The 24,591-nt window shown below is 34.9% G+C and carries 29 protein-coding genes; 3 read left to right on the top strand and 26 right to left on the bottom strand.

All coding sequences use genetic code 11. The features are described 5' to 3' along the window. Nucleotides 1-45: 45 nt before the first annotated feature. The 12 genes from ACTJIP_RS05680 to ACTJIP_RS05625 form a co-directional block, all read right to left on the bottom strand. Nucleotides 46-1,014: a hypothetical protein gene (locus ACTJIP_RS05680; protein WP_440704216.1), complete on the bottom strand. Its 969-nt coding sequence runs from the start codon at nucleotides 1,012-1,014 to the stop codon at nucleotides 46-48. Between the two features lie 63 nt (nucleotides 1,015-1,077). After that, on the bottom strand, nucleotides 1,078-1,554 hold the full coding sequence (locus ACTJIP_RS05675) for a hypothetical protein (protein WP_440704215.1): 477 nt from the start codon (nucleotides 1,552-1,554) through the stop codon (nucleotides 1,078-1,080). 432 nt (nucleotides 1,555-1,986) lie between these two features. Further along, nucleotides 1,987-2,646, bottom strand: a complete 660-nt coding sequence (locus ACTJIP_RS05670; protein ID WP_426483191.1) for a DUF2461 domain-containing protein — start codon at nucleotides 2,644-2,646, stop codon at nucleotides 1,987-1,989. A 7-nt stretch (nucleotides 2,647-2,653) separates the two neighbouring features. After that, nucleotides 2,654-3,199 (bottom strand): hypothetical protein, encoded by a 546-nt coding sequence (locus tag ACTJIP_RS05665; protein WP_426481652.1) that lies wholly within the window; start codon nucleotides 3,197-3,199, stop codon nucleotides 2,654-2,656. A gap of 203 nt (nucleotides 3,200-3,402) precedes the next feature. Further along, nucleotides 3,403-4,203: a hypothetical protein gene (locus ACTJIP_RS05660; protein WP_440704214.1), complete on the bottom strand. Its 801-nt coding sequence runs from the start codon at nucleotides 4,201-4,203 to the stop codon at nucleotides 3,403-3,405. 212 nt (nucleotides 4,204-4,415) lie between these two features. Next, the gene (locus ACTJIP_RS05655) at nucleotides 4,416-5,432 is read right to left on the bottom strand and encodes a serine hydrolase domain-containing protein (RefSeq protein WP_440704213.1); all 1,017 of its coding nucleotides are present in this window, start codon (nucleotides 5,430-5,432) and stop codon (nucleotides 4,416-4,418) included. Between the two features lie 2 nt (nucleotides 5,433-5,434). Beyond that, nucleotides 5,435-5,962, bottom strand: coding sequence for a hypothetical protein (locus ACTJIP_RS05650; RefSeq protein ID WP_428168081.1), 528 nt, complete (start codon nucleotides 5,960-5,962; stop codon nucleotides 5,435-5,437). Nucleotides 5,963-6,049: 87 nt separating this feature from the next. Next, complete coding sequence (locus ACTJIP_RS05645) at nucleotides 6,050-6,460, bottom strand: SMI1/KNR4 family protein (protein ID WP_440704212.1); 411 nt, start codon at nucleotides 6,458-6,460, stop codon at nucleotides 6,050-6,052. 75 nt (nucleotides 6,461-6,535) lie between these two features. Then, nucleotides 6,536-7,051 carry a hypothetical protein gene (locus ACTJIP_RS05640; protein ID WP_440704211.1) on the bottom strand — a complete coding sequence of 172 codons (516 nt, stop codon included), beginning with the start codon at nucleotides 7,049-7,051 and terminating at the stop codon, nucleotides 6,536-6,538. A gap of 2 nt (nucleotides 7,052-7,053) precedes the next feature. Further along, entirely contained in the window at nucleotides 7,054-7,497 is a 444-nt protein-coding gene (locus ACTJIP_RS05635) for a hypothetical protein (protein ID WP_428168079.1), read from the bottom strand. A 41-nt stretch (nucleotides 7,498-7,538) separates the two neighbouring features. Continuing rightward, complete coding sequence (locus ACTJIP_RS05630; protein ID WP_440704210.1) at nucleotides 7,539-8,711, bottom strand: Kelch repeat-containing protein; 1,173 nt, start codon at nucleotides 8,709-8,711, stop codon at nucleotides 7,539-7,541. 197 nt (nucleotides 8,712-8,908) lie between these two features. Continuing rightward, nucleotides 8,909-9,418, bottom strand: coding sequence for a dihydrofolate reductase family protein (locus ACTJIP_RS05625; RefSeq protein ID WP_440704209.1), 510 nt, complete (start codon nucleotides 9,416-9,418; stop codon nucleotides 8,909-8,911). Between the two features lie 81 nt (nucleotides 9,419-9,499). On the opposite strand from ACTJIP_RS05625, the gene ACTJIP_RS05620 reads away from it, so the two are divergent. Continuing rightward, complete coding sequence (locus ACTJIP_RS05620) at nucleotides 9,500-9,847, top strand: winged helix-turn-helix transcriptional regulator (protein ID WP_428169219.1); 348 nt, start codon at nucleotides 9,500-9,502, stop codon at nucleotides 9,845-9,847. A gap of 27 nt (nucleotides 9,848-9,874) precedes the next feature. On the opposite strand, the gene ACTJIP_RS05615 is transcribed toward ACTJIP_RS05620, so the two are convergent. The 9 genes from ACTJIP_RS05615 to ACTJIP_RS05575 form a co-directional block, all read right to left on the bottom strand. Continuing rightward, nucleotides 9,875-10,018 carry a hypothetical protein gene (locus tag ACTJIP_RS05615; protein ID WP_175627286.1) on the bottom strand — a complete coding sequence of 48 codons (144 nt, stop codon included), beginning with the start codon at nucleotides 10,016-10,018 and terminating at the stop codon, nucleotides 9,875-9,877. Nucleotides 10,019-10,470: 452 nt separating this feature from the next. Beyond that, complete coding sequence (locus tag ACTJIP_RS05610; RefSeq protein ID WP_440704208.1) at nucleotides 10,471-11,148, bottom strand: hypothetical protein; 678 nt, start codon at nucleotides 11,146-11,148, stop codon at nucleotides 10,471-10,473. 296 nt (nucleotides 11,149-11,444) lie between these two features. After that, the gene (gene groL / locus ACTJIP_RS05605; protein ID WP_077418951.1) at nucleotides 11,445-13,070 is read right to left on the bottom strand and encodes a chaperonin GroEL; all 1,626 of its coding nucleotides are present in this window, start codon (nucleotides 13,068-13,070) and stop codon (nucleotides 11,445-11,447) included. Between the two features lie 69 nt (nucleotides 13,071-13,139). Then, complete coding sequence (locus tag ACTJIP_RS05600; protein WP_077418952.1) at nucleotides 13,140-13,472, bottom strand: four helix bundle protein; 333 nt, start codon at nucleotides 13,470-13,472, stop codon at nucleotides 13,140-13,142. A gap of 74 nt (nucleotides 13,473-13,546) precedes the next feature. Beyond that, complete coding sequence (locus ACTJIP_RS05595; protein WP_034696138.1) at nucleotides 13,547-13,825, bottom strand: co-chaperone GroES; 279 nt, start codon at nucleotides 13,823-13,825, stop codon at nucleotides 13,547-13,549. A gap of 115 nt (nucleotides 13,826-13,940) precedes the next feature. Continuing rightward, nucleotides 13,941-14,732: a TerC family protein gene (locus tag ACTJIP_RS05590; protein ID WP_077418953.1), complete on the bottom strand. Its 792-nt coding sequence runs from the start codon at nucleotides 14,730-14,732 to the stop codon at nucleotides 13,941-13,943. Next, nucleotides 14,719-15,930 (bottom strand): cation:dicarboxylate symporter family transporter, encoded by a 1,212-nt coding sequence (locus ACTJIP_RS05585; protein ID WP_077418954.1) that lies wholly within the window; start codon nucleotides 15,928-15,930, stop codon nucleotides 14,719-14,721. The genes ACTJIP_RS05590 and ACTJIP_RS05585 overlap by 14 nt, the downstream gene beginning before the upstream one ends. A 44-nt stretch (nucleotides 15,931-15,974) precedes the next feature. After that, complete coding sequence (locus tag ACTJIP_RS05580) at nucleotides 15,975-17,261, bottom strand: CitMHS family transporter (protein WP_077418955.1); 1,287 nt, start codon at nucleotides 17,259-17,261, stop codon at nucleotides 15,975-15,977. Nucleotides 17,262-17,285: 24 nt separating this feature from the next. Beyond that, complete coding sequence (locus ACTJIP_RS05575; RefSeq protein ID WP_232539004.1) at nucleotides 17,286-17,891, bottom strand: DUF2490 domain-containing protein; 606 nt, start codon at nucleotides 17,889-17,891, stop codon at nucleotides 17,286-17,288. Nucleotides 17,892-18,273: 382 nt separating this feature from the next. Here ACTJIP_RS05575 and ACTJIP_RS05570 point away from each other — a divergent pair, with 382 nt between their 5' ends. Together ACTJIP_RS05570 and ACTJIP_RS05565 are read left to right on the top strand one after the other, a co-directional pair. Beyond that, nucleotides 18,274-19,242, top strand: a complete 969-nt coding sequence (locus ACTJIP_RS05570) for a sensor histidine kinase (protein WP_228408902.1) — start codon at nucleotides 18,274-18,276, stop codon at nucleotides 19,240-19,242. Further along, complete coding sequence (locus ACTJIP_RS05565; RefSeq protein ID WP_180564583.1) at nucleotides 19,235-19,933, top strand: LytR/AlgR family response regulator transcription factor; 699 nt, start codon at nucleotides 19,235-19,237, stop codon at nucleotides 19,931-19,933. Before ACTJIP_RS05570 ends, ACTJIP_RS05565 begins: the two co-directional genes overlap by 8 nt. A 55-nt stretch (nucleotides 19,934-19,988) precedes the next feature. Here the strand turns inward: ACTJIP_RS05565 and ACTJIP_RS05560 are convergent, their stop codons facing one another. From ACTJIP_RS05560 to ACTJIP_RS05540, 5 genes are all read right to left on the bottom strand, one after another. Continuing rightward, nucleotides 19,989-20,123, bottom strand: a complete 135-nt coding sequence (locus tag ACTJIP_RS05560; RefSeq protein ID WP_255812661.1) for a hypothetical protein — start codon at nucleotides 20,121-20,123, stop codon at nucleotides 19,989-19,991. Nucleotides 20,124-20,386: 263 nt separating this feature from the next. Then, nucleotides 20,387-20,524: a hypothetical protein gene (locus ACTJIP_RS05555; protein WP_165790518.1), complete on the bottom strand. Its 138-nt coding sequence runs from the start codon at nucleotides 20,522-20,524 to the stop codon at nucleotides 20,387-20,389. 155 nt (nucleotides 20,525-20,679) lie between these two features. Beyond that, nucleotides 20,680-21,402, bottom strand: a complete 723-nt coding sequence (locus ACTJIP_RS05550) for a DUF3108 domain-containing protein (RefSeq protein ID WP_440704207.1) — start codon at nucleotides 21,400-21,402, stop codon at nucleotides 20,680-20,682. 56 nt (nucleotides 21,403-21,458) lie between these two features. Then, a complete protein-coding gene (locus ACTJIP_RS05545; protein ID WP_180564581.1) occupies nucleotides 21,459-23,846 on the bottom strand; it encodes a M1 family metallopeptidase in 2,388 nt (795 codons plus the stop codon). A 67-nt stretch (nucleotides 23,847-23,913) separates the two neighbouring features. Then, nucleotides 23,914-24,492: a HupE/UreJ family protein gene (locus ACTJIP_RS05540; RefSeq protein ID WP_428169214.1), complete on the bottom strand. Its 579-nt coding sequence runs from the start codon at nucleotides 24,490-24,492 to the stop codon at nucleotides 23,914-23,916. Nucleotides 24,493-24,591: the final 99 nt, after the last annotated feature.

The following is a 24,591-nucleotide window of genomic DNA, read 5'->3' as shown; positions in this document are numbered from 1 at the left end:
TTTTATCGGTTTTTCTGTGGCTAAATTACAAAAAGTGGAGAGAATTTATTCCGTATCATTGTAAGAATTGACTTTATAAATCAGCTGAAACTTTATAGTATCTTTCTTTGTATGTGGATATTTTTCTTTATTAACCTGTTTTTCAAATTCTTTCATGAGTTCTAAATCCAGATCATCCTTAACGGCAAATTGAATTTCGTTTTTCTTTTCTCCCAATTCAAATTGAACCATTATTTTTCCTTCTTTTTTAGAGTCCTTAAATAAATTTTCAAAAATTCTATTGGTTTTTTCAAAAACTGACTGAAGATCTTCAACAGAAGAATTTTTCTGTAATTCCGGATCACTAGTCAAGAATAGTACTTTCTCCAGTTTGGTTTCTTTGTTTCCTTTATCAGTAATATAAACTTCATTTCCATTTTTATAAGTTTTGATCGTTCCTTCGGTTTTGTATGTTCCTTTGTCAATAGGATTGTTATAGGTGTTTTTATTGGGAAACTCATCCAGCCAGAATAACTTCAGCTTTTCCTTTAGAAAGTTTATAATATAATAATGGTTTTCGGTCTGCAAAATAAATAAAGGTTCTTCAATATCAAATGAAATGGTTGACCAGTAATATTTTAATTCATCTTCGTTGGCTTTTCGTATCTGATAATTCCCGGAAATTTCCTTTTTTACTTCATCCCAAATCTTTTTGGAGTCCTTCAGGTTCTTAGACATTTTTCCCTCTACTTCTATATCGTCAATATGAAAAATTACACTATCCGGAATACTTTTTAAGCTTCCAATATTTTTAAACCTCTTCCAAAGTGTGGGTCCTATGATTAAATTATTTCCCAACAGGTCATCATTGGTTGTATTCGTAAGACTTTCAGTAAGTAATTTTTTTGCCTTTTCATTTATTTTATCATCTGCATAATTATAAATAACTCCATTCGGAATGGTTATTTTCTCTTTGATTTGTGCTGTTACAGTGTTGATGATTAATAGAAGAAGCAGAACAATTTTTATTTTCATGGATTGTTTTTAGTTGGATGTAAAATACAAAAAAGAGAGTCCGATTTTTATGTACTTCAAATATTATTTTTTGAATTGTAATGTTTGAATTGCTTGTAAAAGTTCTATCTGACTTTCTTTCTTTAGATTTGTACCATATAAATTGAATCTGATTTTTCCTATTGATTCAGTCTTGAGGCTGTCGATATAAATTCCTGTCATTCCTTTTCCCACTTGTTTGGGCTCTACTATTTTTGCCTTGTAGCCATCAATTTTTTTATAGGTTATTGTACTTTTGACAAAATCTTCTCTATTTGAATTTTTATCAATGATAATAAATTCTGTTGTATCAGCCTTTGGATTCACAGTTAGAAGTTCGTTGACATCTTTTCTGCTAATAATCGTGACATTTTCTTCTAATGAATAGGAATAAGGTCCATAATCGTAGAAAATCGAATCATTATTTTTTGTGACGATAATTCCAGCGTTACTATCATAAGCATCCATTTTCAGTTTGCTCCAGTCTTTAGGAGCCCGAAATGCAAAACTTCGAAAATCCATGAATTTTGTTTTCTGAGAATTCTCAGAACAACTCAATAATATATAGGAAGCGAAAATAAGTAAGAATGAGTATTTCATGGCTGGTTATTGTTGTTTTTAAAGCTTCAGCTTAATTTTTTGTACTTCAGTTTTGTTGGGCTTGTCTATTTTGTTGGGTAAAGTCCAAGGTACATACAGTTCTTTGTTTTCAATATGAATATTCTCAATACAATAATGAGGAAACAGGCTTGAGCCGTTTTCCAGTTTTCTCCCAGGAACTGTTTTTCTTTTCCCAGAATATTTTCAGCGACTAATTTGTAAGGGAGGGAATCTGTTTCGGATTGATCGTTTCAGCTTTATTTGATGAATGGTATCCTGAGATTAATACACAAAATATAATAGGGGAAAGGTTTCATAAGGGTTTAATTTTTTAAAATATATTATAACTGAATTTTAGAACAAGGATTCTCCATTCAAATCTGTTGTCAGAATTTCACTCATATAATCGAAAAAAGGACGCATGGCAAGTAAGGTTTGCAGTGCTTCTTTTTGAAAATTGTCAGATAAAACTTCTTTATCGGTAAACTTCCGCATGACCAGAAATTGCTTTTTTCTGATTAAATCTATAGCCGGATGATTTTTATCAAAACCCCGTGGTGCCGTTTTTACAGAATCACCTTTGAGCTCTCCAAAATATTTTATGAAGGTCTTGTCAGAGATAATTTTTTCAATTTCAGTACTGCTGATTTCAAATTCTTTACGGATACGGAGTAAATCCTTGGCTTCCGGGCCCCAAAAGCCACCTCCAACAAAGCTGTTACCCGGTTCAATCTGAATATAATATCCACCTCTTAGCATTGGTTTCGAACGGGAATATCCCACCCCAAAATTGGTTTTATACGGTGTTTTATCTTTGGAAAAGCGAACGTCATTATAAATCCTGAAAATATGGATTCCCTTGAGCTGATCATGTTCCTGAAGTTCATGATAGATCTGAGTAAAAAGAATTTTGTTGTCTTTTACAATGGTTTCATATTCGGATTTGTGTTTAGCAAACCATTCACGATTGTTGTTTTTCTGTAACTGGGTGAGAAATTCAAATGTTTTTTTCATATTCGGATCAGGATTTTCCTTCATTGATATATTCTTTGTAATCTTCTTCTAACTTGTCAATTTCTTTGATTAAAAAATCGTAGATATTTCCGTCAAATACTTCATAATCTTTCTCGTCATATTTGTCGTACTCTATTTTTATGATTCCATTGTCGGTATATGCTCTGTACAGATTTCCGCTTCGTTTGAAAAACAGCTGCCCCAGAGGTTTTTCTTTATATTCAAGAGCCTCGGCATGTTTTTCTGCAAACCCCATCCATGAAGGCATTTCTTCATCCTGAGAAAGGCCATACACAAAAAAGCCGTATCCGAATTTCCAGGCCGGAAGAACATCAAATTCGCTGGGACGTTTCCATATTTCTTCTTCAACTTCAAAAATTAAGGAACCGAATGTCGTCAGAAAGTCTTTAATATCTTCGCTGAATATAAAACCAGTGCTTTCTTCATACTTTGTAATCTGTTCTTCGTTTGCCGGATTTGCAAGGGACCCCATCACGAAAAAATCATTATTTAATTTCTTTTTTCTTTCCCAGAATTCTTCTTTTGTTGCCATATTTTGCTTGGTTTTATATCGTAATCATTGATCAGATCGTTGTTGAAACAAATATAGGAGAAAGTAAGAGGGATAAAAAATGAAAGAGGGGAAAATACTCGTTTTCATTGGTGCTATTCAGGGTGAAGTTTTACCTTATAAAAATAAAAAAAAACCGCTCTGTAAAAAGCAGAACGGTATGTGAAAAATTATTTCAATATTTTTTATTTGCAGATCAGGCACTCGCTGCCCTTTTCAATGGTATTGCACCAGGTAGCTTTTCGGACAATATATGACATCGGATTGACTTCATTTCTGACCTTTTGTAATTGGGATTCAGCTTCAACTTTTGAAGGGTATCCCATAAGAACCGTTCTGAATGAACCTCCTTTTTTAATAATACTTGAATTATGATTAATCTTAACCGCTTTTTCAAGATTAATATTTGCCCCATCTATATCTGTATTTCCGGCTGCTATAATAAACCATTCCGTATTATTCTCATTGGTGTTACTGGATAAAGGAGTCTCAAATAAATCCACTTTTCTTTGGTTCTCTTCCTTTTGTTTCAATTGATCCGGAGTTGGATTTTTGATCGCAGAATCTTTTTTCAAGTCTATTTGTGCTTTTATATACTCCTTATACTCCCGTTTAATCGTATCATAATAATTGGTCCACGATTTTTTCATTTCACCGCTTGGGGCAACAATAGACAGGTATTTTGCCAGCTGAAGCCTTACCAGTGGACGTTCTTCATTTTTAACATCATTTACATACTTATCGAAATACTCAAGTTCTTTAATATCCTGATCCCTCTCTTTAAAGAGATCCGTTACAATTAAAGTGACAGTACTGATAGAAAGAGTTATGATCACCCATTTAAAATAGATTAAAAAGTTCTCAAGCTTATCAGGGTCCAGAGTTCCTTTTTTTATCAGATAATAGACTATAAAAATAGATAGTAAACCTATCACAATAAAGAAAAGGTACAGATAGAATGAAACGGTTCCGGTATTTGATAACATAATACAAGTTTTTATGGTTAGTCATTTTTTTTCTGAATGTTGGAAATAAAACATTGAATAGTCAAAATTACTCAGTATTAACTTAACTGTCAATAACCCTTTTGTGGTAGATTTTATAAAAGAAAACTATTCTGATTTTCAAAACGGTTTCTATATTATTATTTTGTAGAACATAAGCATTCAGGATCTATGCTAAAGAGAAGACGATATTTTTAGTTTTTCAAAATGGCTTTTATAGCATCAGAAATTTCAAATAACTTTCCGTTGTGATTGTTTCCCAATAAAATGATAGTAAACTTTTCATTCAGATCCGAAACTAAGAGTGCTTCATAGTTTCCGGCTCTTCCGTCGTGTACATGCTCAATGAGTTTGTTGTTTTTAAATTTTGCTTGCCCTAAAGAAGATTGCGTTTCCGGCAGATTAAATTGCTGTCCCAGCTCAAACAATGAATTTGCGTTAATTACTTTGTTGGAATGAAGGCAGTTTACCCATTTTAGTAAATCGTCAGTAGTTAAGTATGTTCCGCCAGTGATGAGTAAATCGGGTTTGTCTGCTGTCAGATTATTATTAAATCCTTTGGCTATATTATTTTCATTTTCAAAAACGGACATTACAGCAGATGTCATTTTGCAAGGCTTAAAAATGAATTTTTCTGCATAGGTTTTAAAACTCATTCCGGTTAGCCGTTCAATAATAAACTGACGTAGAAACAGATTGTTATTGTTGTAACCGTAATTTGTACCTGGCTTGAACTCTAATGAGTCAACAAGCTGTAACCCTTCAAAAAGGTCTTTGTCGTTTTTAATTTTTTTCCAGTTTACATCGGGAATACCGCTCGTGTATTGTAATAAGTTTTTTATGGTGACTTCATCTGCCCATTTCGGTAACTCCGGAATGTATTGGGAAACATGATCATCCAGCTTTAATTTGCCCTGCTCCTGTAGTTGTAATAAAGCAACAGCACTGAATTCTTTTGTAATAGAGCCTATATTAAATCTGTAATCAGGGGTTAGTTGTACCTTTTTTGTAGCATCTGTAAAGCCAAAAGAAGTATTATAGATGACCTTGTTATTTTTTGCTACTAAAACATTTCCATTAAAAATACCTGTTTGATGAGCCCACTTCATCAGAGAATCAATTTTAGTCGTCTTTGTGTTTTGGGCAAATGAATGATTGATAGGAAGTAGAAGTACCGTGAGAAATAGAAATAACTGTTTATAATATGACATAATTAGTTGTTGTTATTTTCTTTGAGCATTTGTTCAATAATTTTATCGTATTCTTTTTGTATTTCCGGTATCGTTCCGTGATCAGTTTCTGCATCATATTTTTCCTGAAAATGTAAGCATTCATCACCAACCAGCTCGCTTAAGTTTGGAAATTTTGAACTGAAATCTTTTGAATTTTTTATTTCCTTATTAATTAGATGTTGCAATTTGTACGCGAAAGCCTGAGCGATGTCAAAATGCTTTTGCTCATGATTCAATAGATGATCAGAATAAAAAGATTCATTTAACCAGGATCTTGATTTGTCGAATACGGCATAGGTTCTGATCCTGAGTCTTCCTGTCCATATGGAATTCGAGACAATTTCATAACCGATATTAAAAGCAGTTCCTGCATGATCAATCGTATTATTGTCAGGAATTTTACCCTGAAAGTCTTTTTTTTGTAATTTATAATCAGGCTTCCATTCTATGGTCTGTGAATAAGAGAAGAGGCTGATAAAAAACATAATCATTGCTAACGTATACTTCATTCTGGAATTTTTTATTGAATGGTAAATCAAAATAAAACAAGTGACAAGGTTGATCTTACGGGAATCCTTATCAGTAAGGAACTGATCTCAATACAGAATATCTGCATCTGAATTGATAAGAAAGATTGCTTCAGAAAAAGTATCCGCAATCTTCACCGGTATTTCATCCGTATTTTTAAATATCCCTTTTTTCCCTTTTACAAAACCGATATGATGTGAATTAATCAGATAGTCTGCAAATACAATAAAGCTCTTATCACTTTCGTTATGGTATTCTTCGAGAATTCTTGCCAATGGCCAGATGGAAAACATATTCTTTGTCCAGTCCCAATCTGCAAAACCATCCAGTTTTAAATAAAATTCTTTACACTCATCCGGAAACTGAAAGTCAAGGATTTCTTCGACAGCTTTTATATCTTCTGTTGTTGCGGGTGGGCTAAGCTTTATATTTTCACTTACCCATGTTTCTTTAATTGTATCGATTCGGAGTTGTATCATTTTATTTGGGCTAATGATAAGAGATGCTGGTATTTTCCACCTTTTGAACTCATTTATATAAGTTTATTTTATTTTTTAGTCTTTTGATTTAAAGAGGGGAGGCTCAGGATAAATGTTTTTACTTTTAAATTCAAAACTTCGTTGTGTCTCCGTTAATTTTAATGTTTTTTTTGTTTGATAAATCCAATGGGCAAAACTGCTTAATGATTGGGGTGCATTCAGACTATGAACTTTTATAGTTTTCCTGATTTTACCTTTTCTAATAAAGAAATTGTAATATTCCCCATCCTGATACTTTTCAAAATATAAGGTGTCTAAACTTTTGAAGTCTATCTTTGAAATAAAGCTATCCAGTTTTAATTTTTGACTTTTATTCAGAGCTGAAAGATAGCTGGTTTTGTTTTTGGGTAATCGGTTGTTTTCCGGAGCCCAATTTTCATACAAAAAAATCGAATCATTTTTATGGCTGAATTTTATTGAGAAATCTGTCTCAAAACTATTGCCATAAGAAAAATCAAATTCATCAAATTCTTGTTTTTTACACCCCAAAAATAAAATTAAAATAAATATAATGAGAACTATGTTTTTCATGATTATTTACTGATTCTTAGTTTTAGTCTCTCAAAAGCCTTTTTTGTAAAGTAAAATTCTATTGCGAATAATGAGTAAAAAAATAGAACTGAAAATATAGCCAATTCAAGATCTCCGGGGAAATCAGGATCAATAATTTTTTTTATGATAGCCCATAAAAATAGTAAGGTGAGAATTGAAAACCAAAAGTATCCCAAAAAGCTTAGTCTTAATTTAGGATTTTGAAGGTCATTCTTTTTAAAAACAATAATGAGAATAGGAAGGATTGATGTAATAGGAGTTTTTATTCTAGCAACCTCAATTCTATTTTTAAATTCCCTGCCATAGAATAATTTTCCATCAGTAGCCAACGAAGCTGTGTTGGCTAAATCCAGTATCATTGAGCTTCTTTTCGAGTTCTTTCTAACTGCCTCATCTATTTTAGTACTGCTAAAATTTAAATTCATTGTAATCATTGTATTTTTTAATGGATGATTGTAAGATATTATTATCTGAAAATTTTAATCTGCTGCAAAACCCCCTTCTCATTTTTAAAACTAAAAATATAGTTCCCACGTGGTACTCTGGATAGATCTATCGTTTTATTATAATAGGCAAAACCTTTACTGATCTGCTTCCCATCTGTGGAGTAAACGGTAAATTCAAACTGATTGCTGTTATTTTTGTTGCTGATGATAAAACCGTCTTTAGATGCATTGGTATAAACTTTTGTTTCCATTATACGGTTGTCAGTGGTTGTATTAGCAAGTGTACTGTCGCTGATATCTGCAACCTGTATGCTTTTAATAGCTGATTTGGTTACAGAAGTTGTACTTCCGCCGATGATGTATAGTTTATTGTTGTATACTTCCAATGCAGCATGTCTTCTGGGAATCATATTGGATGATAGCTGATGGAATTTATTGGTTGTAGTATCAAAATAGGCGAGAAAAGTTTGATTATTATAACCACCTGCAATAAAAATCTTATTACCGGATACCGCTAATGAATGTCCGGATATCCCGGCGGGCATCGTAAATTGATCGGTCCAGCGATCAGTGTTGAGGTCGTAAACATTGATCAGTCGGGATGAGGTACCGTTAAAACCCCCAATGACATAAAGCTTGTCATTCACAATTTTGCCCCTTGCTTCTCTGGCTGTGGGCATATCGGGTAACGGATGCCATGTATCTGAAGCAATGTCATAATACTGGAATCTATTAGAAAAGACGGTAGTTGCCACTCCATTCAGTCCGCTGCCGCCAAACACATATATTTTGCCGTTATGGATGGCAGAACCTGCATTTCCGGTATAGGAACGATTAACAGCGCCCTTCGTTACTTTATTGGTTTCAAGGTCTACAATTTCAAGATGGCTGTTTCCCCAACCGTTAAAAATATAAATTTTATTATTGTAAGTCTCAGAATTAGCAAATTTTTTGGAAAGCAGAGTGGGATTGAGAACACTCCATTTGTTATCCGTAATATTATATTTCTCAATATAATTGGCATTGCCACCCTTGTCCTGATATCCATTGCTCACATAGATATTATCATCCACAATTACACTGGTTGCAGCCCCTCTGCCTACAGACATATTGGCGAGATTTTTAAATTGAAGCGTTTGTGCATGGGCTAGCAGTGAGCCCAAAAATGAAAGGAATAATAATGTTGTTTTCAAGAGTCTGAGTTTTAGTGTTTGGTTCTGTTCGATTTTCTTTCAGTGATTCAGGTTTATTTTTTAATACCGGACTTTAAGATAATAACTGTGGTTTAAAGATAGGAAAAAGTTGATGAGGTTCTTTTGGTTCATATAAGGATGTTTTTTTCGTTCAGAAAATATCTAAAACTATATCCACTTTTTTAGATCGTTGCTATTCAGTCTTCTTTGGTTAGATGCAGTTGAATGAAACCGTCTTTAAGGTTATATTCTGTATGTTTAAATTTTGAGTTCAGTTCACTGCTGTTTCCTAAAACACCGCCAACTCCTGTGATTAACGGATGGATATTAAAATAAATGTCCGTTACCAGATCTTTGTCTATAAAAGCATTAAAAGCCCCTGTTCCACCGCCAACTGCCATTTCGTGCAAGCCTTTTTCTGACATATATTCAATAGCTTCTTCGGGACTTTTAACAGTCTTGTAGCCTTTTGTTGCGTAAGGTTTTTCAGAGAGTATTACGATTTCTATTCCGTTGAAATGTTCTTTGACTTCCTGTGGAAAGGTTAAAAAATTTTCAAAGGTTTTAAAGCCTATGACAAGGTTTCCCACTTTTTTTGCGAATTCTACATAAAACTCCATCGCTTCTGGTGGCAGATGATGATGTGGATGATCGGATAATAATACTTTACCATTAGCTGAAATATTTGCAATTACTGTTACTTTCATTTTAATTTTTTTTACAGTGTAAAATTATCTGAAAGAAACTTTACCTTTACTATCCGTTACCTTTTGGAAAGTAACTATTGTATGAGTACTAAAAAAAATGACATCAGTAAAGAAAAAATATTGGCTCTTAAAGATGCCATTGAATTATTAGGCGGCAAATGGAAATTCTGTATTCTGCATAATTTGTATCATTATGAAACAATGCGGTTCAAAGATCTGAAGGAAACAGCTCTGGGAATAAGTCCAAAAGTTCTGTCCAAAGAGTTGCAGGAACTGGAAGATAATTTACTGATCACCCGAACGGTTAATAAAACCAAACCTGTTACCGTTTCTTATGCACTTACTGCACATGCCAAAGAAACTGAAAATGTTGTCAATGCCTTAATTAATTTTGGTTTGAAGCATAGAAAGAAGATAAAGGAGAAGTGATTGTATATAATTAAAAAGTTATAGTATTTATTTTAATTGAATTTCAATTTTTTTATCCTCCATAAATAACTTTATCCAATTCGGATTTTCATTATTTCCTGGAATACATTCGATTAAACTTTTATTATTTTTATAATTTTCTATAGCTTTTTTCCCAAACTTGATTTTCATTTCATAAATTTCATTGCCATCATGTCCAAGTCACTGTTAATGCCACAGAGATAAATAATAAATCAATAGGAACTTCCAGTGCAGTATGAGTATAGGTAAATCTCATGCAGACTCTTTCCAATAGTTGCTTTCATTCCGAGAGTAATCAGGAATATAGACAATGGAATGATAATAATAAAATGAGTAGATAAATTTTCAATCATATGCTTTTCATTAAATTGCAGCTAACATCCAAATTAATGCATCGCGTCAATATACAATATGTACAATTGCCTAATATTGTTTTGGTTTTAGCTATCTATTTATCAATCATTAAAGTTAAAATATAAATATAACTATTTCCTTACGGAAAACCATAATTAAAACAAAAAAAACCGCTCTACAAAAAGTAGAACGGTTAGTCTGTTAAATCAGCTTCGATCGCTGGCCGTTATATCATTCCTGGTATTGATCTATATAGGATTTAAAATATTATTGGTGTATTTCCAGGGAAATGAATAATAGCCAATACCTTTAGCTAGCTGTCCTGATAGAGTGTCAGAGCATTTCGCAATATAATCTGTTATTTTATCCTTATTTTTATCATCTTTCATCAGGGTTTGCAAACTTGAAAGCCATGCTGCATTAACGCCTTGCTGATCCTTATGAGCAGCAAGATATTGCTCAACCTGGGTATCAATAGTATTACCAGGAACACCATTTCTTTTTTTATCCTCCGGAGCCCGGCAGATATTCACCGGATTCCAGGTTACAATGGAGAAAAAACCACCTACTTTAGTCTCCGGATCGCTGTCGTCAAAATCAAACATGGGTGCCCCAATTTTTTTTCCATAGTCATAGACAAGCTGCATCCATGAATTTTTTATAAAATTTTCAACATCGTGTAAATTTTTGCAACTTTTTGCCATATTCTCCATCAGAGGATTCAAGACAATATTAAGGGTCCTTTGGGGAACAATATGTCCCTGATGATCATCAACTGGAGCACCAGGCCCATCAATGGTTACTTTTTGATAGATGAAGTTTGTGGGTTTGTTCTTACTGTCAAGATCAAAAGAGTGAAAATTAACGGGTTTTTGTACACGATAAATGGGATTGTAGCCGTGTATTCTGTCATTATCTCCTGCCATAATAATTGTGTTTTACTATTTTACCTACTCTATACAGTTTTCGGTATACCTGTTTAAGAAAAGAATGTTTGTTTAGGAACTTTTATTTTTGTAAAATTAAACGAATGCAAACGTTGAAAATACCGTATTTATTACCCAAAATGAATTTAAGTATTTCTACTGGTTGTGAAATATAATAATTGGAAAATACTTTCTTGCTCATGTGAGACTTTTCTTTTTCAAACAGTTGATACATAAAAAAACCGCTCTACAAAAGTAGAACGGTTAGTATATTAATTTGCTTCGGTCGCTGACCGTTACATCATTCCTGGCATTCCACCACCCATTGGCATAGCTGGTTCAGCGCTCTTCACTTCAGTGATTACACATTCAGTTGTAAGAAGCATTCCAGATACAGAAGCTGCATTTTCAAGGGCAACTCTTGTTACTTTAGTTGGGTCAATGATTCCTGCTTCAAGCATGTGAACATACTCGTCAGTTTTCGCATTGTATCCGAAGTCTCCTGTTCCTTCTGCTACTTTAGCAACAATTACAGAACCTTCACCACCTGCGTTAGCAACGATTTGTCTTAATGGTTCTTCGATAGCTCTTTTTACGATTTTGATCCCTGTAGTTTCATCAGAATTGATTCCTGTAAGGTTTTCCAAAGCTGAGATTGCTCTTACTAAAGCAACACCTCCTCCTGCAACGATACCTTCTTCAACTGCTGCTCTTGTAGCGTGTAATGCATCATCTACTCTGTCTTTTTTCTCTTTCATTTCAACTTCAGAAGCTGCTCCTACATAAAGTACAGCAACACCACCAGCTAATTTAGCTAATCTTTCCTGAAGTTTTTCTTTATCATAATCAGAAGTAGAAGTTTCCATCTGAGCTTTGATCTGAGCTACTCTTCCTTTGATTTTTGCTTCGTCACCACCACCGTTTACAACTGTTGTGTTGTCTTTATCGATCGTTACTTTCTCAGCAGTTCCAAGCATATCCAAAGAGATGTTTTCCATAGTGAAACCTTGCTCTTCAGAAATCACCTGTCCACCTGTAAGGATTGCGATATCTTCTAACATTGCTTTTCTTCTGTCCCCAAATCCTGGAGCTTTTACAGCAGCAATTTTAAGAGAACCTCTTAGTTTGTTTACTACCAAAGTAGCTAAAGCTTCACCTTCAACTTCTTCAGAGATGATCAATAGAGACTTACCACCTTGTGCAATTGGCTCAAGAACTGGAAGTAATTCTTTCATTGAAGAGATTTTCTTCTCTACTAAAAGGATGTATGGGTTTTCTAGTTCAGCTAACATTTTCTCAGGGTTAGTCACGAAGTAAGGTGACTGGTATCCTCTGTCGAACTGCATACCTTCTACAACGTCTACCGTTGTATCGATACCTTTAGCTTCTTCTACAGTGATTACTCCTTCTTTTCCAACTTTTCCGAAAGCTTCAGCGATCAAAGCACCGATAGTTTCGTCGTTGTTAGCAGATACAGAAGCAACTTGTTTTACCATTTCTGTAGAATCTCCAACAGTCTGAGACTGAGTTTTTAAGTTTTCAACAACTGCAGTTACTGCTTTGTCGATTCCTCTTTTAAGATCCATTGGGTTAGCACCTGCAGCTACGTTCTTAAGACCTTCTCTTACGATAGCCTGTGCCAATACAGTAGCGGTAGTAGTACCGTCTCCTGCGATATCATTAGTTTTGGAAGCTACTTCTTTTACCATTTGCGCTCCCATATTTTCTACTCTGTCTTCAAGTTCGATTTCTTTTGCAACAGACACACCATCCTTAGTTACGTGCGGAGCACCGAAAGATTTTTCGATAACTACGTTTCTTCCTTTAGGACCTAAAGTTACCTTTACTGCATTAGCCAATGCATCTACACCTCTCTTTAAAGCGTCTCTTGATTCAATATCGAATTTTATTTCTTTTGCCATGTTTGTTTAGCTTTTGGCGACTTGCTTTTTGCTTTTAGCTTTTGCAATTCGCGTGTTTAACTTTAATTTTTAATTTCCATTGAGCCTGTTCCATAGGGTGACAAGCTTCTTTTTTAGTATTGTTAGTTCCTCTAAAGTATCTTGATACTCATTTTCATGAATGTATCCTAAATCTTTAGCAAGAATTAATTGGTTTTCGGCTTCATTAGAGGATCCTAATGCAATATTGATGAAATTGGCAAATTCTTTATCCGAATTTCTACCGCTTCCTTCAGAAATATTATATCCTATAGAGGCAAATGATCTTCTGATTTGAGAGGTAAGTCCAAAAATTTCCTCTTTTGGAAAACTTCTGGTTGAAGTATAGATTTTTAAAGTCAACTGATGACTTAATTGCCACACCTCAAATTTTTTAAAATCTCATGAATTAATTTCAACACAGAAAAGCCATTTGCCAGAAGCCAATAGCCTGAAGCTTAGCCAATAATTCCTAATAAATCAGCTTCTCTTACGATTAAGTAATCTTTACCTTCCAACTTCAATTCAGCACCTGAATATTTTCCATAAAGAACTTTGTCACCTACCTGAACAGTTGTTGGCTCATCTTTTTTACCAGGACCTACTGCCACTACAGTACCTTCTTGCGGCTTTTCCTTTGCAGTGTCCGGGATAATAATACCTGAAGCTGTTTTAGTTTCTGCAGCGATAGGTTCTACTAGAACTCTGTCTGCTAATGGTTTAAAGTTTACTGACATAATATGTTTATTTATTAATTATTTCTGTGTAATAATTCTCTAAATGTATGCCATGAGACACTGGTGGCTGAAATGGCAGACTTTTATTTCCGAATGTGAAAATTTGGCAGAAAAATTATTTTTTGCGGACTGGAAATCCGAAGAGATAGCTGGTAGCTACGGGAACTACAAACAAAAGAACGGTAATAGCTGAAACTAAAATTTCCATTGTATGGCTGGCTAAAAACCGAGCAAAAGCTGTAGCAGGGTAGAAGTGCTCATATAATGACAAACTTAGTTTAACCCCTAAAATAGCAATCACAATAAACGCTGCTGTTTCCAGAAAAGGGAATATCTGCATCAGACGGACAAACCACTGTGCAATAAATCTCATCGCTAAAATTCCTATAAAGACGCCAAGGGTAATTAAAAGTAAATTGTCTGAAAAGGCTACGGCAGCAAAAACATTATCAATAGAAAAAGCAAGATCCATTACTTCTACAATAGCAACGGTTGCCCAGAACTGTCCAAACAGCCCGATTGAATTTTTATACAGCCAGCTGGATTCTTTATCAGGATTTTCCTCTGGATTTTCTTCATCATTTGTGTTTTTTATTTTTTTGATCAACCAGTCAAAAGAAATATAGAGCAGGTATACTCCTCCCAGTGGTTTCAGCCACCATACGGAAATCAGGACGGATGCAAAAATAAGAGCCAGTCCGCGAAATACGTAAGCTCCAAGGATTCCGTATTTTAAAGCTCTCTTTCTTTGATGCTCCGGAAGATCCATTACGATAGTTGCCAATACGGCGGCATTGTCTACGGAAAGCAGACTTTCAATAAGAATAAGATTGCCGATAATGGCGATAGATTTTGCAGGGTTTTGTAATATGTCATTTAATAGTTGTGTAAAATCAGGAAACATCATTTTTTAAAGAAATAGTATTTTGGTTAAGTTTTGAAATAATGGCAGCAGAAACGGTAATGCCTATGAAATTAGTAACAGATCTGGCTTCATTCATAAAGCGGTCTACACTGTATAAAAGGGCAAGATCTGTAGTAGGGATTTTCTCAAACCGGCTTAAGGTAAACATCAGGGCAAGGAAGCCTGATCCGGGTACTCCCGAAGCAGTTTTAGAAGCAATTGAAATGGTTATGAAAAGCCAGAAATAATCTTTTAAGGTAAGTTGAATATTATAAAACTGGATAAGAAATATACATGAAATTGAAAGGTAGATGCAAGCTCCCGCCAGATTAAAATTGTATCCGAGAGGAATGATAAGACGAAGAATTTTCCGGTCATACCCCTGTGATTCCATTTTATCAAAAATCACCGGGAATGCTGTTTTGGAAGAAGACGTGGCTACCACCAGAATAATTTCTTCTTTGATGCTGATCAGAAAATCCCAAAGGTTAATTTTAAAGTAAGCTGTGATAACGCCCAATATCCCGAAAATAAAAAATACACTCGTAAGGTATACTGTGGCAACAATTTTACTTAATGGCAACAGAGTATTAATTCCATATACTGAAATGCCATAAGCAATATTACAGAAAATGACTATCGGAAGAAATATATAAACATACTTGATGAGCTTAAAAAATAAGTTTCTTCCTGCGTCTAAACCTTTAAGAATGTTATCCTTTTTCTTTGAAAGGCCAAGCAGTACTCCTGCAGATATTGATATTAAAAGAAAAAGTACATAATTGCTGATGTGCAGAGGGTTTGTAGTCTTTGCTAAAAACCTTTCGGGAAGTGCTTTGTGGGAAGAAATAATAATTCCCGTATCGGCTCCCGGTTTTAAAAGAAGTCCGGAGCCAATCCCCAATAAAATACTGATGGAAGTGATGATTAAGAAATAGATCACCATCTGGCTTACAATCTTTAAAGCATTTTTAGTACTGAAAATATAGCTTACCCCATACGTTACTGCAATGAAAATAACCGGAATAATCAAAACCTCAAGAAGCATGAAAAAGTAACTGCTTACCGTTTCCAGATGTTTACTGACTTCCGGAAAATAATACCCTGTTAATGCTCCACAGATAATAGCCGTGAACACATAAAGGGTAAGGTTTCTTAAATAGGAGTCCGTAAATGTTTTTTGCTTAAAAGGTTTCATCATCCGTTTTTTTATATGATAAGATTACAAAATTCAAAGATATAACCTTATATAATACCAAGAACCAATGCACTCAGCAACATTACGATTGATGATCCTATGGCCCATTTTAAAGTGAATTTCAGGTGATCGGAGAATTCAACGCCTGCCAGTGAAACCAGCAGATAAGTGGAAGGAACCAACGGACTTAATAAATGAGAGGCCTGGCCCACAAGACTGGCGCGTCCCAAAATATCAGGAGGAATATTCAACTGGCTGCCGGTAGCTGTAATTACAGGTAATATTCCAAAATAATAAGCATCATTGGTCAGGAAAAAGGTAAGCGGTACACTGAATATAGCCGTGATTACGTTCAGATAGCCGCCCCATGTTTTAGGAACGATACTGATAATACTGTTTCCCATAGCATTCATAATTCCGGTACCATTTAAGATTCCTGTGAAAATTCCTGCTCCGAAGATCATTCCCGCTACAGATAAAGCATTTCCTGCATGTTTTGAAATGATTTTCTGCTGGTCTTTCAGTTTCGGATAATTAATTAAGGAAGCTATGCAGAAAGCAATCATAAAGGCAATTCCCAAAGGAATAATATCAAGAATCATCACGCAAAGAAGGATAATTGTCAGGATAAGATTGATAATAATAAGCTTAGGACGTCTTAATGCCGGATCATTCTCTCCGGCAATATCCTGTCCGCTGTATTTTGTATATTTTCCGTGCTTGCTTATTCTTTTTTTCTCCCGTACTCCTAAAATATAAGCAACAAAGAATACCCAGACCAGTCCGACCAGCATTACCGGAATCATAGGAACAAATATTTCTGTATGCCCCAATTTAAGAGAACTCATTACTCTTGCCGTAGGCCCTCCCCATGGTAAAATATTCATAATGCCGCCAGCTAACATGATAATACAGGTCAGAACTAAAGGATTCATCCCCTGTTTTTTATAAAGCGGGAGTAATGCTGCCACTACAATAATATAAGTGGAAGAGCCATCGCCGTCTAAAGAAACTAAAGTGGTGAGAAGGGCGGTTCCGATGGTTGTTTTTACAGGATTATCTCCTACAGCCTTTAATATGACATTCACAAGAGGTTCAAAAAGTCCTGTATCAATCATTAGACTGAAGTATAGGATGGCAAAAATCAGCATAACCCCCGTAAGTGCTATTTCTTTTACTCCTTCTTTCATCATTTTCCCCAGATCAGGCCCGAAACCTGCAACTACAGCGATAAGTACAGGTACAAGTACCAAAGCGGTAAGCGGAGTCATCTTTTTGTTCATGATGAGAATCATGAAGATGAAAATCATTAAAAAACCAAGAAATGTAAGCATAGTATGTTGTAAATATTAATGAGGTTATTGTTTCTTTTTTCTCCAGTCAAAATTGTTTCTGAAACCTATAAACCCGTAATTACTTGTTTTTCCGGTTTCCAGCTGATTGATAAAGGCAAGCTCCAAAGCAGAATTTTTTCCTAGTTTTATTCCAAGACCTGCAGTAATACGATTGCTGTCGAAAGGTTCTAGCTTATCAACATTCATTCTTATTTCATTTTTAAGAATACCGTAGAGCTTTTCTTTTTCTCCTTTTTTATTGAAAGGAATTCTGACAGAGATCAGATAACGGATTCTTACCTCAAACTCATCAGGGTTGCTGATAAAACGTTCCTCTACTCTAAGACGGTTGGAGATTGATGTTCTGCCAATATAATAATCAGCGGTTACCTGTTGAAAAGGTCTTTTTTCATATCTTATTTTTTTGGAATCATCAGCATTATAAGATTCAAGGATCAAAAACATAGCTCCTACAGCAGGTTTTATATTCTCAACCACTTCATAATCTACATAAGCATTCACCAGAAAAAGTCTTGTATCGTAAGCCAAATCGAAGGAACGGTACTGAGTAAGTGCAGTTAAAGTACTTTTGTCTGTAATCTTCGCTGACATCAGGTACTGAAACCACATATTGTAATTGTCTTTGCTCTGACTGTGTAAGAGGCCATTTATCAAACAAAATGATAAAATAAGCGTTAATTGTATATTAAGTTTCATGTAATATTTGATTAATATTGCGGTTTCTCAAATATATTTATTCGAAAGAGCGGGGCTGGATTTTTTCAATCAATGACAGTTTTTCTCAACGAACTGCATTTTGAGACAAAAAGATATTATATTTGATGCGTTTCAAAATAAGGTATGGACTATGTTTTTAATCATTAATTTTATTATTATATTATTGATTATCAGGATTTTATTTAGTGGTAAGATTCTGGAAAGCCTTATGACGTACCGTTGGAAATTTTTGTTGAGGTTTCAGCATGTTTTTTTCCTTATTATCTTCATTTTGATGACTTATTTCACCGAAAACTACTTCCTGGATTCAATTCAATTGGTGATAAGCATTATTTTGAATACAATTTTCAATGTTGGGATTTATTATCTGGTGTACTATTATCTTGTTCCCCGATTTTATTTATCCAATAAGTACCCGGAGTTTATCCTTTATGCTTTAATCTGCTTTTTGGTGTCCAGTCTTTTCAGAATTTTGTGGGAACCTGCCGTTTTTCAGATGGATTTCAGTGGAAAAGGTTTTCATGTAGGTTTTCTTTATAATGTGTACATCTCGCAGGGGATCATCATTCTGGTGGGAGCTTTTTTGGGGATTACCAAAGACAAATTTTTAATAGAGCAGGATGTGATCAGCCTTGGAGAAGAGAAAGATCAACTTTATCTTGATTTGCTGAAGTCTAAACTGAATCCTCATTTTTTATTGAATACTCTTAATAATATTTACGCGAACAGTTTTACCCATTCGGAGAAGACCTCAGATTCTATTTTGCAGTTGAGTAAACTTTTGAAGTATATTATCTATGACAGCGGAAAAGAAAAAGTAACCGTTTCTCAAGAATTTGCTTCCTTGAAAGCACTTGCAGCTTTATATCAGCTTAAGTATAATAACCAGCTTGATATTGTCATGGATATTGAAGAGCAGGAAGAATTTGACATTGCTGAAATTCCGTCTGCTATACTTCTTACTTTATTTGAAAATGCTTTAAAACACTCAGCAATAGGAGAGGATGCATATGGTTTTATAAAATTATTCTGTAATATTGAGCGCTCTGAACTGTATTTTGAAATTATAAATTCTGTAGGGAAAGATAGAATTCACGCAGCTGAATCTAATTATCACGGATTGGGTAATGAAGCAATTATTCATATATTGGAAAAATTTTATCCTGATCAGTATGAATTTTATTCCGGGCCGAAAGAAAATGATCAATATAAAATTGCTTTAACAATTACTATCAATGGCTAACCTGACTATCGTTAATGTAGATGATGAATATCCTGCGCTGCAACTTGTAAAACAATATTGCGGTCAGCTTGATGATGTTGAATTGCTGGCTTCATTTCAGAAACCGGAAGAAGCACTGGCTTTCCTGAAAGCAAACAAAGTGGATCTGGTTGTTTTCGATATCAATATGCCTGGCATCAATGGCGTAGAGCTTTTGGAGCAGCTTCCTGACCCGCCGCTGTGCATTTTCCTTACGTTGGAAACAAAATATGCAGTGAAAGCATTTGAGCTGGATGTTGTTCATTATCTTATCAAGCCTGTAGATTTTGATACTTTTAAAAAAGCGGTCAATAAAGCAAGGGATTTTGTTCAGTTTAAAAGTTCGGCTGGCAGTAAACAGCAGGAAGACTTTATTATGTTCAAATCCAATTATGTGATGAACAAGGTTTTTCTCAAAGATATTCTCTGGATACAGGGATTCGGGGAATATATTGTACTGATGACCCCTTTGAAAAAATATATGATTTTGGAGAGAATGTCAAATTTTGAAGAAAAGTTTCAGCATTTCGGATTTATCAGAATTCATAAGTCTTATATCGTATTATCGGATCATATCAATTCTTATAATTCCGGTCATGTTTTCCTGAAAAATGGGGAAGAGCTTCCATTGGGGAGAACGTATAAAAAGAATTTAAAAGCACATTTAAGCTAAAAAAATAAAACCGGAAATTTCCGGCTTTATTCAAAATTGTTATCAGATGACAGAACTATGGGCAATATTGTCCCGGTCCGATCCAAAGGATACACTGTCCTTTGTAATTGTACTCACAGCAAATGCGTCCTGCTGCTCCGCCATTGATTGATTTCTGAGCATCTCTGCTTAATAATTTAGCGTTTTTCATAGTTAGTAATATTTTGATTGGTACGTCCTGAGCATTTAAAGTCAATCAGGATTTTGACATTTGGTGTAAAAGAAGTGGTTCAAATATACTATTTTTCCTTATTATGTGATATATATTATTGCTATTTTTTTAAATAAAATTTTGATTACCAGTTGTTAACGGTTTTTTATTCAATAGTATAATAAACAATACAAAGGTTGAGAATATAAAAGAGAAAGCCGGAAACTTCCGGCTTTATTCAAAATTGTTATCAGATGTTAGAACTAAGGACAGTTTTGTCCCGGTCCGATCCATAAAGTACATTTTCCGTTATCGTCGCGTTCGCAACATACAAGTCTGGCAGCAATTCCGCCATTAATTGTTTTCTGAGCATCTCTGCTTAGTAATTTGGCATTTTTCATAAGTAATATTTTGTTTTTTTAAGTCCTGAACATTTATTGTCAATCAGGTTTTTGACATTTGGTGTTTATGGTGATTCAAATATAAAGAATTTTAAGTCAGATTGTTATATTTTTTGTAGACTAGAAATAGGTGTTGGTGTTTGATATTCAGTAATTTACTGAGTTGTTTCCAAAGACATTTTTCTTCCTGCCATATCCATATCCTGCTTTACAATTTTTCTTGTTGCAGCATCAATATAATAGGTGGTAGTCGTACTTTTGTTACTGATATCATCATTTGTTTTAACTACCCAAACCGGTTTTCCTTTATATTCTGTTTTTTGAGTATCCAGAATGTAGGCTTTCATCATTCCTTTTTTCTCAGATTTTGGGTTGTAATCGAAAATAGAAATCTCAGCGGTGTAATTTTCTTTTAAAGGAAGATATCTTATGAGCATTGCATAGCTGCTGCTGTCAAAATAATGAGCTGCAGAGATATCAATAACATCTTTTTTCTGCGTTTTTTTATCAAGATAATATCCGGTGGCTTTATCTTTTCCGGACTTGATAACCATATCTCTGTTCAAGTTGTAAGAGGAATGATAAATGGGTGCGAAGTCCGATATTTTCACAAGGGTAGAATCTGTCCATTTTGCATCAGGAGCCTGTTTCAGTTTTACAGTTGTTCTGATCAGGAGATCTGTTTTGTTCAGTTTTTTGTTTTCTGTTGTAATGCTGGCTATTTCGATTTTTGTTCCGGCATTTTCTGTAAACCATAGCGCTTCATACGTTTCATCCTGTATTAATTTCGGATTAATGTCTGCATTTTGTGGAGTAAGCAGGTTCTGGGAAAAAAAATTAGCACTACTTAGTATTAAAAGGAAAAGAATAGCTCTCATGATCTTTTTAATAATAAGTAGTGCTGTATTTGTTAAAAGTTACAACTTTTTGGTTTTTAACTCTTTCCTGCGGCCTGCATTGGATTCACCTTTCCGGTTGAGCCACCTCTCACAGGTCCTCCTTCCTGTTTTTGTTTAAAGAGTTGGAATTTTGAAGTTTCAGTACCGGATCCGGTGCTGCTCCAGAGATTATTCGTGGTATCAATATCAGCAGTTTCTCTCATTGGGTCAAGCTGAATAGATTTTACTTTCTTTTCAAAATAATACGTCTTGGAAACCTTTTGCTCATTCAGTCTCCAGATCTGTGCTGCAGATTTATCATACACTTTGGAACCATCTTCAAAAGTGAACTCAAGAATGATAGGCATTACCAGTCCGCCTTTGTTTACAAAATCGATCTGATATCCTGTAATATTTTTGAACTTCTCTTTATCCTTTGCATCTAAAGGAAGACCAGCCTCTGTTTTGATGACATATTCCTTGTTATTGTCTACCTTTTCCTGGCCTCTGTCATATTTATAATAGAAATCCTGTGCAGCTTTGTCAGTATCTACATAGAATTTAATATTCTTATCTTCTCTGTTTCTGATTTTTGAAAGATCTTCAAAACTGTTCACCAATGGTTTTTCAACCTGATATTTCACTTCAGCAGCAGCTTTAGGATCGGTCTCCAGATTGGGAACGACTACCGTTACTTTATCAATAGCAATATCTACAGGATCTGTACCGTAGAACCAGCCTCTCCAGAACCAGTCAAGATCTTCACCACTGGCATCTTCCATTGTACGGAATAAATCTGCAGGTTCAGGATGTTTAAAAGCCCATCTTTTAGCATATGTTTTAAAAGCTTTGTCGAAAAGCTCTCTTCCCATGATCGTTTCACGAAGAATATTCAATCCTGTTGCAGGTTTTGAATACGCGTTCGGGCCATATTGAACAATATTTTCAGAGTTGCTCATGATAGGCTCCAGCTGATCTTTCGGTAGTTTCATATAATCTACGATCGTCCAGGCCGGTCCTCTTTTGGAAGGAAATTTATTATCCCATTTTTCTTCAGTAAGATATTCTGTAAACGTGTTCAGACCTTCATCCATCCATGCCCACTGTCTTTCATCAGAATTGATGATCATTGGGAAGAAGTTGTGTCCCACTTCATGAATAATTACTCCAAGCATTCCGTTTTTGGTCCCTTCAGAATACGTTCCGTCTTTCTCAGTTCTTCCGAAATTGAAACAGATCATCGGATATTCCATCCCGTTGGCGGCTTCTACAGACTGCGCTACAGGATATGGATAAGGAATGGTAAATTCTGAATAGGTTTTAATGGTATGAGCAACCGCTTTTGTGGAAAACTTTCTGTAAAGACCGTAAGATTCTTTTGGATAGAAACTCATTGCCATTACTTTATTATTGTTTTCAGGAATTGTTACACGCATTCCGTCCCAGACAAATTTTCTCGAAGAAGTCCATGCAAAATCACGAACATCCTTCGCTTCAAAAATCCATGTTTTTCTTTGTTTTGAATGATTTTTCTCTGCTTTCTTAGCTTCATCCAATGTTACGATTTCGATAGGTTCAGAGGCATTTTCAGCTTTTCTATATCTTGACAGCTGATCAGGCGTTAATACCTGATCGTAATTTTTACATTCTCCGGTTCCGCCTACAATATGATCAGAAGGAACATTCATTGAAACTTTAAAATCTCCGAAAACCAGTGCAAATTCACCTCTTCCGGTAAACTGATGGTTTTGCCAGCCCTGGAAGTCACTGTATACACACATTCTGGGATACCATTGGGTCATCGTATACAGATCGTTTCCGTCTTCAGGGAAGTTTTCGTAACCGCCACGGCCTCCCATTTTCATTCTGTTGGAGATATTGTAGTTCCAGTCTACTTTGAAAACGAATTTTTCACCCTTTTTCAAAACTTTAGGAAGATCGATACGCATCATGGTTTTGTTGACCGTATACTTCAAAGCACTACCTGAAGCATCTGTTACTTTTTCAAGACTCACGCCGTAACCATTATCTTTTACTGGAAGTTCAGTTGCCTTAAGCTGCTGGTCGGTCGTTGAAGGACGAAGAACGGATGAAGTATCATACCCGGCATTTCTGATGCTTGAATGTTCGTTTTCATCTAGCTGCAGCCAAATATAATCCAGATCATCAGGAGAATTGTTGTAGTAAGTCACCGTTTCTGAACCTTTCAGATTTCTTTTATCCTCATCCAGATAGGCAGTAATGTTATAGTCGGCTCTGTTTTGCCAGTATCCGTGTCCCGGAGCTCCTGAAGCCGTTCTGTAAATGTTGGGTGTTGGAAGAATTGTTCCCAGTTGTTCAAACTTGTTGCCATGGTTGCTGCCCGGGTTATTCTGAATATTTTGTGCGGTGAAACCTGTATATGCAAATACAGAAAATGAAAGTATAATAACTTTTAGTTTCATAACCGAAATGATTTATTGATGATCAAAGATAGTAATAAGCTCTTGAAATAATGAAAATATTTAACTTTTAAAAAGGAATTCTTTCCAAAGTCATTTTTAAGGATAAAGCAAATACCCCGGAAGAAACGAAGAGTATCCAGTCTTTTTTATTCACTTTGAAAAGATTGAGTGAAATAAACAGGAGGAGTAAGATCGCAGCAACAATTACAATCTGCCCAAGTTCCAAACCAATATTGAACCCCAGCAGAGGTAAAGCAATACTTTGACTTTTCGCTATCATTACTCTTGCAGTATTGGCAAATCCCATTCCATGGACCAGGCCAAAGATCAGAGCAAGGTAGTAATTGGCCCTCATTAAGGTCTGTTTCTGATTTTTCATAATGATATTATCCAATGATGTCAGGACAATCGTTAGAGGAATTAAAAACTCAACCCAGTCAGACGGAACTCTGAAGACATCCAGGATACTTAAAGCTAACGTAATGGAATGTCCGATTGTAAATGCGGTGACAAGGATCAGTATTTTTTTCCAGTCACTGTAAGAATAAACAGCAATTAAAGCCAGAACAAATAGCTGATGATCTAAGGCATCCAAAGAAATAATATGTTCCCATCCAAGGTTTAAATAAAAAAGAAAATCATGCATTTTGGTTAAAAATTTTTATATTTTAAATATTTTGTTAAAATGTTATTAATTTTGTTATTTGATTTAGTTTTTACGCTTGTTGTTTGTTAATTATTGATC

It is taken from the genome of Chryseobacterium sp. 22543 (genome assembly GCF_052044565.1).
GTDB lineage: Bacteria > Bacteroidota > Bacteroidia > Flavobacteriales > Weeksellaceae > Chryseobacterium.
Note: the sequence above shows the minus strand (reverse complement) of the source record. Positions and strands in the feature narration are given on the sequence as shown.